The sequence below is a fragment of the Tepidibacter sp. genome, assembly GCF_025210165.1.
Taxonomy (GTDB): Bacteria; Bacillota; Clostridia; order Peptostreptococcales; family Peptostreptococcaceae; genus Tepidibacter_A.
Genome location: NZ_JAOASI010000035.1, coordinates 21,084 through 30,880, shown reverse-complemented (window position 1 = coordinate 30,880; position 9,797 = coordinate 21,084). Strand labels below are relative to the sequence as shown.

The window sequence follows — 9,797 nt, the reverse complement described above, 5'->3', positions numbered from 1 at the left end:
TCATTAGATAGGCTTATAGATATTGCTAGAGGACTTAATACCACTATTAGTTACCTTCTTGATGAAACTAATGAAAATGCTATTAACTTTGATTCTAAAATTTTATCTAATCCTGACTTCAAGAAAATTTTAGAAGAGTTTGAAGATTTTAATTTATGGTCTGATGAAGATAAGAAAGAAATTTTAGCTTATTTAAGAGCTAAAAGTATAGTTAGAAAATCTAAGTAATTTTTTAGGCTAAATCGACTTTTATTAATTCTCTTGATTTACTTATTACAATATTTTTATTCCTTTTTTAGCGACAAAAGTGACAGTTGTAACTAGATCTTATTCCCTAAAGAATTCCTCTTTCTTTTAGGCTTACAAATTTTTCTTCTTCTCCTAATATTAAGTGGTCTGTAAGCTTTATTCCTATTATCTCTCCAGCTTCTTTTATCCTTTTAGTTATGCTCAAATCTTCTTTTGATGGTTCTGGATTGCCACTTGGATGATTATGTCCTATGATTATTGAATTTGCATTAGAAAGTATTGCCACCTTAAAAATTTCTCTTGGATGCACTAAACTAGAATTTAATGTACCTACACTACAGACATTCACATTTATAGGTTGATTTTTAGTATCTAAAGTTACAACTAAAAATTGTTCTCTATCCGAATCAGCTAAAAATCTTCTAAGTAGATTAGCTCCATCTTCTGGTACTGCTATCTTTCTAGGTTCATACAAAATACTGCTTTCTTTGCAAAGTTTTACACTTACTACATCTACTCTCTTTCTTTGATTTTTACTCATTCTATCTATCCCCTTTACCTTTTTTGATTCTACTGTCGCTACTTTAGTCTATTCCATGTTCTCTAGTAGTATTTTAGGAGTTAGTCTCATTGGAATTATTACAGATATTCCAAAGTCATTATTACACAAAATTAAAGAATTAGTGTAGTCTTCTCCACCTGCTACAGTTATTTTATCAACGTATTCTGGAATAATATCATCTACATCAATGTAAATTTCCTTTAGTTTTTCAAAATCATCTTTAGATTCTAAAATAATGATGTAACCCCCCTCCAATTGCTCATTTCTTTCTTTACCATACTCTGCATCTAGTATAGCAGTTACAGATTTAATTACTTCTACTACCTCCTTTGGTAAATTTAAATTTTCAGTTTCCTTTACATGAGCTATTTTTATCATTGTTCATATCTCCTTTTTATAAAATATAAAAGCCCAAGAAAGTAATCTATTATTTTCATTACTCTCTTGGGCTAATCTTCAATATTAATCTTTTTAAGTTTCCAACTAAATCTTATCTGTGGTGCTAATGGATGATATCCTCCTCTACCTAATTTATCTTGTATAATATATAACTTATTATTATACTCTTTTAATAATTCAAATACTTCTTTCTGTCTTTCTTGAATTTTTTTATTATTAACTCCAACCTTACCCCATGCTATAATTATGTTATCTACTTTATCCGCAGCTTTTAGAATATGGATATCATTTTCCTTATCCATCAATTTTTCTATACTATCATTAACATTTATTTTTATATCTATCCTAGAAAATATATTTACTATTTCTACTGACCCAAATCCTAGTTTTAAAAGATTATTTATTACATACATTGTAGTATAATCCATTAGCAGTTCATCTGCATAACTTGGATTAATCATAATTATCATAGCTTTCTTTTTATTTTTATCCCACTCTTTTCTTAAAATGTATCTATGTAACCTATCTTTTGAGAAACAAGCTTCTGTCTTGATGATACTTTTTTGTATAGTTGGCATAGTCTCACCCTCCCCTCTAAGTAGAATAGCCTAAGAAAGTGACTTTTTATAGTTTTCTCTCTTAGGCTAAATTTTTTATTACACATATGTTTATTAAGTTACTTATAAGTATCATCTTAAAATACTTATATTATATCTTGAATATCAATTTCAATTAATCATAAATATAATATATATTTATTTTTCCTGTATTTACTGTTTTTTAATTTATTCTAAATTACAGATGCCACTTCCAATTTTATTAATGACATATATAGTATATATTGAATTCAATTACATTCTAACTTGAAAACTTAACTAATCCTTTTGTATCTACTAGATGCATTTTTTCATTTATCCAAGCCACTTTTATGTTGTTCTTTTCAAAAAATATTATGTGTTCTTCACTTATTCTACTTTCAAATACAGCTATCTTTTTAATTCCATTTTTATTATATTCTCTAGTATTAAATTCTTCATAATAAAAGAGTTGAGAAAAAGCTTTTTGAACTTGTTTTTTTTCATCTGACGTACTACCGTCTAAAGTTTTTATTTCAAATAGCAAAGCAGGTTCTTTGTCTTTAATAGCTAAGCAATCCATAGGATTTTCATATAAAGAATATCCTTCTCTTTCTAAATCTAATGCAATTAATTTAACAATATCTTGGTGTCTTTGAGTTCTCTTCTTTCTTGTTTTTATTGATGCTGTTAAGTCTGTTATACTACTTGAATTCTCATCTTGTTCATCATTAGGTGCAAACCTAGCAATGCTTCCATAATTTACACTTCTAGGATTATTTATATTAGACTCTATTTCTGAATTATTTGACACAGCACCTAAACTTTGTTCTTCTGATTCTGGCTCTGCAAAAATAGTCATATTGCGTATTGAATCAGACTCAATATAGCTATGTGGAATACCAACAACTATATCTGCATCTCTTTTTTCTGTCTTAATAAATACAAGAACATCATTAGTAAATAAACATTTTCTTAAATGCATAAACCATCTATCATCTAATCTTTTTTTACTTATTTGAACTTGGATGCCAGGCGTTCCAATACGTCCCACTTTTTTAACTGTATATGATTCTAAAATATCATCTTTGTCTAAAATTTGTAAATTTCTTTCCATACCGTTTTTTTGAACTGCAATTTCTTCTAAGTCAATTAGATTCTTTTTAAATAAAATTACATCTTCTCTAGAATCATTAGCAAATAACTCCGGATTTTTATGTAATGTCATTCTATCATAAAAGAATCCCATTCCATCTCCTGTAACATGTATATGAGTTTGCTTACTGCTAGTTGGTCTGTTTTCTTTTAATATGCATACGGAAGGTAAATTTAATACTAATACAGCTTTTATATTGCTCAATTCATAATCCAATACTTTTTTTGGTACACCAATTGACTCTAAATAATTTCTAACCTTTGTAATTACTGGTCTAGCATCATTCATAAAAAAAACCTCCTTGAATTAATTTTATTTACCGCTTGAGCATATATACAATAATAATTTTATTTATTAATAAATAAAATTAAATATTACGTATAGCGGGTTATAAAAAGAGTATAACACTCCCTGTTTTCCCTGTCAATACCGTTTTTTACTTTTAGGTTTTTGCAGGTAAATTCAAGTAGGTTTATTATGTTTTATAAATTATAAATATTTACTGATTATCTTTGCTATTATTCTAGACATCAACGGTGGTACACTATTCCCAATTTGCATATAAGTTTTAGTATAGGTTCCACAAAACATATAATCATCTGGATAAGATTGTACCCTAGCTGCTTCTCTAGGCGTTAATCCCCTTGCTTGATTTGGATGTATATACATATTGCAGTCAAACTTCATATGAGCTGTTATGGTTTTACATATATCATTAGGTTTCAATTTATAGTATTTATCTTTAAAAATATTACTTCTACTCTTATAAGGCATTATATCTGCTATTCTTTCGCTATCAGACTTATCTCCCGGTAACATTCTTCCAAAAATCTCTATATCTCTATCATTATTATATCTAGCCTTGTGATTAAAGACTAATGAATTTATTACATCATTATTTATCAAGTTGGCATATTCACTAGCTTCTCTACTTATATTTTTTTCAATCTTCTTACCCGATTCTTCCGTATCTACTTCTGTTGCATTTTTTGTTCTAAAAGGTTCTAATTCTCTAAGGTCTCCAATTGCATCATATAAAGTATATTGACTCATTTGTTTGGTATGCTCTATGATTTCATTGATAATATTAGTAGCATTTTTGTTGATTTTTTTACAAATATCTTTTCTTATACCAATATATATCAATCTTTGTCTATTTTGGGGAACAGAAAAATCTTTTGCATTAAATAAATGATAATCTACATCATAATCAACACTTTCGAGGTTATGAAAATCTTCTTTTACTTGTTCCGCTACACTCAACATGCCTTTTACATTTTCCATCACAAAAAGTTTAGGTTTTAACTTTTCGACTCCTTTTACATAATACTTATAAAGTATATTTCTTGGGTCATCTATTATTCTTTGCCTATTAGCCATTGAAAATCCTTGACAAGGCGGTCCTCCAATTATTACGTCTACTTCTTCAGTAACAATATCATCAATATTATCAATAATATTTTTAATATCATCATTTAAAATTCTATTCTTCGGAATTTCATAATGATTAAATGAGTATGTTTCAGTACAGACTTTTTCAATATCATTTGCTAAAACTATTTTATATCCATTTTGATGAAATCCTAAGCTCATCCCACCTGCACCACAGAAAAAATCTACAACAGTAGGGCTTTTTTTATCATTTAAGTACCTATTTACTTCTTCTTTTCTATAATAATCAATAAATTTATTTAAGTTCTTATCAATAGGTATATTCTTTTTTACGTATATTGAGATTATAGATATTACATTTTTAAATTCCTTTTTTAAAACTTCCTTCAAATCTTCAAACTGACTCTTATTTTTTATCATTCCTGTTTTTACAAGAAACTCCAAAACTTCTTCCTTATTTTCAATCTCTGGTAACACCACATTTTTTTCAATGTCGTACAGTTCACAGATACAATTTAAAAAATCTCTTACTATTTTCTTAAACGCTTTCTTACTTGATATTGTATTTAATTTATTAATATCGCTAAAAACACTATAGATTTCTATATTTAACTTTTCCATTTTTACCTCTCTCTTTCAAGATTTATACTCAAGCTTTTTACAATCTCCATAGCTAAGTGATATGCAACATCTACTGTAACTGCATTTCCAAACTGTCTGTATGCTTGGGTATCAGATACTACTTGTTGCCAATCAGATGGAAAACCTTGTAATTTTCTACATTCATTTGGTGTTAATCTTCTTATATTTGAAATTCTTTTTTCTTCTGTATCTTCAAATCTATCTCTGTTGACCTCATCTGTATAATAATTATCTTGGGATGCCCTATGCATTTTGTGCATAGTAGCACATAAAGGTCTTGCAATATTCAAATTAATTTCAGCTCTAGAATAATAGTTTCTAGTTCCATTTGACATTATTGTTGGTAATATCTTTTTAGATAAGAAATACTTTTTACCAACCTCTTCATCTAATATATTTCTTACATTATTCTCTTCTGTTAATTCAATTGGTTGTGGAAAACTAAACTCTATTTGATTATTTTCATAAAACTCTCTTTTAAATCCAACTATGAATAATCTTCTTCTTGTATGTGGTATTCCAAAATCTGCTGTATTTAATACCTTTGAAAATAATATATAATCCAAATCATTTTCCAAGATTTCTGTCATCGTTTGAAAAGTTCTCCCACCATCATGTGTCTCTAATCCTTTAACATTTTCTAAAACAATTATATTTGGATTATGTCTTTCCAAGATTCTTTGAATGTAAAAGAATAGTGTCCCTCTCTCATCATCAAATCCTCTTTGAGCTCCCATCATGCTAAATGGCTGACAAGGAAACCCGCCTATTAGTACATCATGAGGGGGTACTTCTTCCCATAATCTTGTAATATCACCTTCGTGTATATGTTCTCCAATACTCGCTCTATAACTCTGCACAGCATACTTGTCAAAATCATTTGACCAGATTATATCAAATCCTGCATTCAAAAATCCTAAATCCAATCCTCCTGCACCTGCAAATAAACTGGCTGTTCTTAAATGTCTTTGTCTATAATTAATTCTCTCCATTTCTTATATCTAATCCTTTCCTCAAGCAATTCCTTATTTTTTCCGCTCTATTTTTTCCTTCTATATTTTTATCAATTTGATATAATAATTCTTCCTCTATCCTAGTATTTATTACTATGCCTATTTTTTTGCGTCCAGCTCCTTCTCTTTTTCCTCCCTTTGACATATTACCGACTCCTTAATACTATATCTCTGTTAATTCTACCATGTTCGACTTTGAAAAACAATATCGTTTTTCAAACTTTACGAACATATGTTCCGTGTATATTATATCACATTTCTTTAAACACTATTCTCCTAAAATTACATCTATCTACAAATTCTAGACAAATCAAAAAACCTCATCTTCTTTGAAAAACAAAGAAAATAAGGCTATTTACTAGTGCAACCTTAAGAATTCTAATCTATACACATAATTTATGACCACTTCTCAAAAAACCGCCGTTATTTATGGTACGGTTCGCCCTTAATTATCCTAAAACTTCTATAAACCTGCTCAAGAAGTATAAGTCTCATAAGCTGATGAGGAAATGTCATCTTTGAAAATGAAAGCTTAAAATCAGCTCTTTTTAACACTTCATCAGAAAGACCTAATGATCCTCCTATTATAAATGTTATATTACTCTTTCCCATTATACTAAGACTATTTAACTTATCAGCTAATTCCTCTGAAGATAAATTCTTTCCATCAATAGCAAGTGCTATAGCAAAAGTCGTATCCTTTACATGAGATAATATCTTCTTCCCCTCTTTGTCCTTTATCATAATCATTTCTTTTTCACTCAAATTCTCTGGAGCCTTCTCATCACTAAGCTCAACTATATCTAATTTACAGTACTTAGATAACCTCTTAGTAAACTCATCTATTCCAAGCTTTAAATATTTTTCTTTAATCTTTCCTACAGTGACTAATTTTATATTCATCGTTAAACCATTCCTATTCAAATAATATATTTGTAATATCGTTATTTATATAGATATATTTTACTCATTCTACATCTTGTATTTCATCATTACATATCCTTTAAGCTGTTCAAGCTTTACTTTGTTATATCCTCTTTTTATTGATTTTGATAGATATTCTCTAGCTTCTTCTTCATTATCATGGATAAGCTTTATTATAGCTATATTATAATAAGGAATACAAAATATCTCATCTAGCTCTATAGCTTTATTAAAATACTTAGTAGCCTTCTTATATGATTTTGACTCTAAATAGCATATACCTATATTGTTATAACACTCCGCTTGTAGATTATGAGTGTATATTCCTATATTAAACATTTTAAGCTTATTAAGCCAAGGTTTTTCCTCTAATTCCTTTAAAAAACCTTCAAACTTTCCAGCCGCACTTTTAAACTGCTTCTTATAAAGCATCTTTTTCCCCTCATAGAAAGTTTTCCAATATACTCTCTCAACTAATAACCACATTATCACTGGTATTGCTATTATGTAGTACATATCCTTAATTGCTAAGAAAACTCCTATACATATTAGTATCAAATATATAAGTCTATTTATTATAACTCGCTTCACAAAGATCCCTCCTAAATTCAATCTATTAATATATTATCCTAAAACATGATTTTTTTCAAAAACATCAATCAAGTGAAACTTAATTTCACGTGCAGTTTGTAACTACATCTGAAGGTTAGTTGAACTTATTCAGGAGTTTTAGAACTCTTAGCTTTCAGATAAATCACTACATAAAAAATGATGCTCATTGAAATGTTAGCTACTTTTGGTTAACATTTTTCTATAAAACTTAGACTGAGCTGTTTAAATATCCGTTAAAAAACTTCTTTGTTTGACCAAAGGGAGTTTAAGAAGTTTTAGGATATTTAATAAAGCTCAGTCTATAGTTTTATAAAAATGTTGACTAAGTAGCGGTATTTCAATGGGCATCATTTTGGGTCTAAAAAGTTATCTCTAATACTTTCTCTTTTCCACCTCTATTAACTATAACCTCAACAACATCACCAGGTCTATGCTTATAAAGCTCTCTAGTCAAATTGCTCAGTGTCTTTATTTCATTGTCTTCTATTTTAACTATTACATCTCCAGCTTGCATTCCAGATTTTTCTGCTGGTGAATTCGCCATGATCTGATATACATATACCCCATGATCTACAGATAATTCTTCTCCCATTCTATCTTCAAAAGACTTAACATCTACAGCTTTTATTCCAAGAGTAACTCTTTTGAATTCTCCTTTTTCTATAAACTGATCTACTATAGGCTTTACTGTATTTATAGGAATAGAAAAACCTAGTCCTTCTCCAGTTTGAATTTTAGCTGTATTTATACCAACAACCTGTCCCTTAGAATTTAAAAGTGGTCCTCCACTATTACCAGGATTTATAGATGCATCTGTTTGAATCATATCATCTACAGACTCATACTCATTCACACTAATACTTCTATGTAATCCACTTATAACTCCTTGAGTTAAGCTTCTCTCAAACTCAAGTCCAAGAGGATTTCCTATAGCTATAGCAATATCTCCAACCTCTACCTTATCACTATCTCCAAGCTCTGCTACTGGAAGTCCTTTTTTATCAACCTTTATTATAGCTAAATCTAGTGTTGAATCATTCCAAAGAACCTCTGCTTTATCATCACTTCCATCATAAAAAAGTACATTAACCTCTCTTGCCTTTCCATCCCCTATAACATGTGAATTAGTAAGTATGTACCCTCTCTCATCTACAATAACACCAGTTCCTACTCCACTTGATTGTCTAGCTATTCCAAAAAATATATCTCTTTGAACAGTTATTGTAGTTATACCTACAACAGATGGCATAGCTTTTTTAGCTACCGCCTTATATACACTTTCATGATTACCTGAATTTACTACTATCTGAGTATTTTTTTGAATATCTTTTTGTGATTCATTGCTAGTTTGAATGTCATTAAATATAAAGTTTGGAGCCATATATAAAGTAAGCAAACTTCCTATAATAGCACCTATTAAGCTCGTTATAAAATATCCTCCTCTTTTCACCTAAACCACTCCTTAAACCGCGTATAAATTTGATATTGTACCTCTTCTTAAGACCTCAAGCTCTAAGTTCTTTCCTACTAATATGTTCTTTTCCCTTAAAACGCCTTTAACTGTTTCAAATGCAAGCTCTGGAAAATTATTTTCTTTGCTCAAATGAGCAAGTAGTATCTTTTGAGTTCCTCTTTTTACAAGCTCTATACAGAACTTACCTGCATCTTCATTAGACAAATGCCCTTTACTAGACATTACTCTTTGCTTAAGATAATATGGATATGAACCCATCTTTAGCATCTCTACATCATGATTTGACTCAAGAACCACTAGCTTTGAATCAAATAAATTATTCTTTATATTATCACATACATGTCCTAAATCTGTAGCTATACTTATTTTAGTATTACCCCCATTGTCTAGGGTATATCCCACAGGATCAACAGCATCATGATGAATAGGAAACGCCTTTATATTAATATCCCCAATAATAAAAGGAATATCATTATCAAAAAATTTTATATTATCATCTTTTAATTTTCCAAGCTTATCTACCATACAATTCCAAGTATTTTTATTTGCATATATAGGTATATTATATCTTCTAGACAAAATTCCTGCACCCTTTATATGATCTGTATGCTCATGAGTTATCAGTATTCCTGATGTATTTTCAAGATTCTTGTCTAACTTCCTTAAATTTTCTTCAATTTTCTTACCACTAAGACCTGCATCTATTAAAATTTTAGTATCTCTATACTCTACATAATGACAATTACCACAACTTCCACTAGCCACCGAAGCATAATTAAAACTCATTTCATACCTCCAA

Annotated in this window: 11 protein-coding genes and 1 pseudogene; 1 reads left to right on the top strand and 11 read right to left on the bottom strand. The window is 29.2% G+C overall.

Features of this window, described 5'->3' with window-relative positions:
• Positions 1–228, top strand: a 228-nt coding sequence (locus tag N4A48_RS05670; protein WP_330665056.1) for a hypothetical protein, incomplete at its 5' end; no start/stop codon positions are given.
• A 106-nt stretch (positions 229–334) separates the two neighbouring features.
• Here N4A48_RS05670 and radC read toward each other — a convergent pair.
• The 11 genes and pseudogenes from radC to N4A48_RS05615 all read right to left on the bottom strand — a co-directional run.
• A pseudogene (radC, locus tag N4A48_RS05665) lies at positions 335–802 on the bottom strand (RadC family protein); the annotation flags it as partial.
• 36 nt (positions 803–838) lie between these two features.
• Positions 839–1,189, bottom strand: a complete 351-nt coding sequence (locus N4A48_RS05660; protein ID WP_293664864.1) for a hypothetical protein — start codon at positions 1,187–1,189, stop codon at positions 839–841.
• Positions 1,190–1,260: 71 nt separating this feature from the next.
• Entirely contained in the window at positions 1,261–1,788 is a 528-nt protein-coding gene (locus N4A48_RS05655) for a DUF1643 domain-containing protein (RefSeq protein ID WP_293664863.1), read from the bottom strand.
• A 280-nt stretch (positions 1,789–2,068) separates the two neighbouring features.
• The gene (locus tag N4A48_RS05650; protein ID WP_293664862.1) at positions 2,069–3,229 is read right to left on the bottom strand and encodes a hypothetical protein; all 1,161 of its coding nucleotides are present in this window, start codon (positions 3,227–3,229) and stop codon (positions 2,069–2,071) included.
• Positions 3,230–3,430: 201 nt separating this feature from the next.
• A complete protein-coding gene (locus N4A48_RS05645; RefSeq protein WP_293664861.1) occupies positions 3,431–4,954 on the bottom strand; it encodes a DNA cytosine methyltransferase in 1,524 nt (507 codons plus the stop codon).
• Positions 4,955–4,956: 2 nt separating this feature from the next.
• On the bottom strand, positions 4,957–5,967 hold the full coding sequence (locus tag N4A48_RS05640) for a DNA cytosine methyltransferase (protein WP_293664860.1): 1,011 nt from the start codon (positions 5,965–5,967) through the stop codon (positions 4,957–4,959).
• Positions 5,954–6,133: a hypothetical protein gene (locus N4A48_RS05635; protein WP_293664859.1), complete on the bottom strand. Its 180-nt coding sequence runs from the start codon at positions 6,131–6,133 to the stop codon at positions 5,954–5,956. Before N4A48_RS05635 ends, N4A48_RS05640 begins: the two co-directional genes overlap by 14 nt.
• Positions 6,134–6,411: 278 nt before the next feature.
• Entirely contained in the window at positions 6,412–6,891 is a 480-nt protein-coding gene (rlmH, locus tag N4A48_RS05630; protein ID WP_293664858.1) for a 23S rRNA (pseudouridine(1915)-N(3))-methyltransferase RlmH, read from the bottom strand.
• Between the two features lie 69 nt (positions 6,892–6,960).
• Positions 6,961–7,503, bottom strand: coding sequence for a tetratricopeptide repeat protein (locus N4A48_RS05625; RefSeq protein ID WP_293664857.1), 543 nt, complete (start codon positions 7,501–7,503; stop codon positions 6,961–6,963).
• Between the two features lie 379 nt (positions 7,504–7,882).
• Positions 7,883–8,974, bottom strand: coding sequence for a serine protease HtrA (gene htrA, locus N4A48_RS05620; protein ID WP_293664855.1), 1,092 nt, complete (start codon positions 8,972–8,974; stop codon positions 7,883–7,885).
• A gap of 12 nt (positions 8,975–8,986) precedes the next feature.
• Positions 8,987–9,784 carry an MBL fold metallo-hydrolase gene (locus N4A48_RS05615; RefSeq protein ID WP_293664854.1) on the bottom strand — a complete coding sequence of 266 codons (798 nt, stop codon included), beginning with the start codon at positions 9,782–9,784 and terminating at the stop codon, positions 8,987–8,989.
• Positions 9,785–9,797: the final 13 nt, after the last annotated feature.